The 474-nt window shown below is 57.2% G+C and carries 1 protein-coding gene; it reads right to left on the reverse strand.

All coding sequences use genetic code 11. The annotated features are described in order from the left end of the window. Positions 1-53: 53 nt before the first annotated feature. Positions 54-467, reverse strand: coding sequence for a type IV pilin protein (locus HMPREF3022_RS02445; RefSeq protein WP_065425644.1), 414 nt, complete (start codon positions 465-467; stop codon positions 54-56). Positions 468-474 lie beyond the last annotated feature (7 nt).

A 474-nucleotide genomic window follows, 5' to 3' on the forward strand; every position in this document is an offset into this window, starting at 1 on the left:
GTGCCTGTGCACGTCCTTTTTCTTTATCCGCTTCCTCCCTTTCGATCAGATTTCTACCCCATAAAAGGCTTACACTCCGCATCATTGCCCCTAAATATCTCCTCACCGTCCGTACAACTGCCCTTCCCCTTCATCTTCCCGCACACCACCGCCGTCAGCGACTCATTCAAGCGCAGCACCCTCGGCTCCGCCTCCCTGTCCAGCGCCACCGCCTTCAAGGTAAACTTACCCTCCAGGATACCCTTAGCCTGGCCGCTCATCCTGATACAGAAACCGCCCGCCTCCTTCACCGGCAGTTCCGGCCACTTCGTCGACGTCAGCTTAAAGCTGCCCTTTTTCGTGTAGAACTGCTCCATAAAGCGCGCATTTTCCAGCAGCGCGGCATGCGCTGCACGCAGGTTGGCCGAGCGGACCGATTCCCGATAGACCGTAAAGGCAGCCGTCGCCAATATCGAAACCAACAGCATCACCACC

Source organism: Neisseria sp. HMSC065C04 (genome assembly GCF_001815375.1).
Classification (GTDB): domain Bacteria; phylum Pseudomonadota; class Gammaproteobacteria; order Burkholderiales; family Neisseriaceae; genus Neisseria; species Neisseria flavescens_D.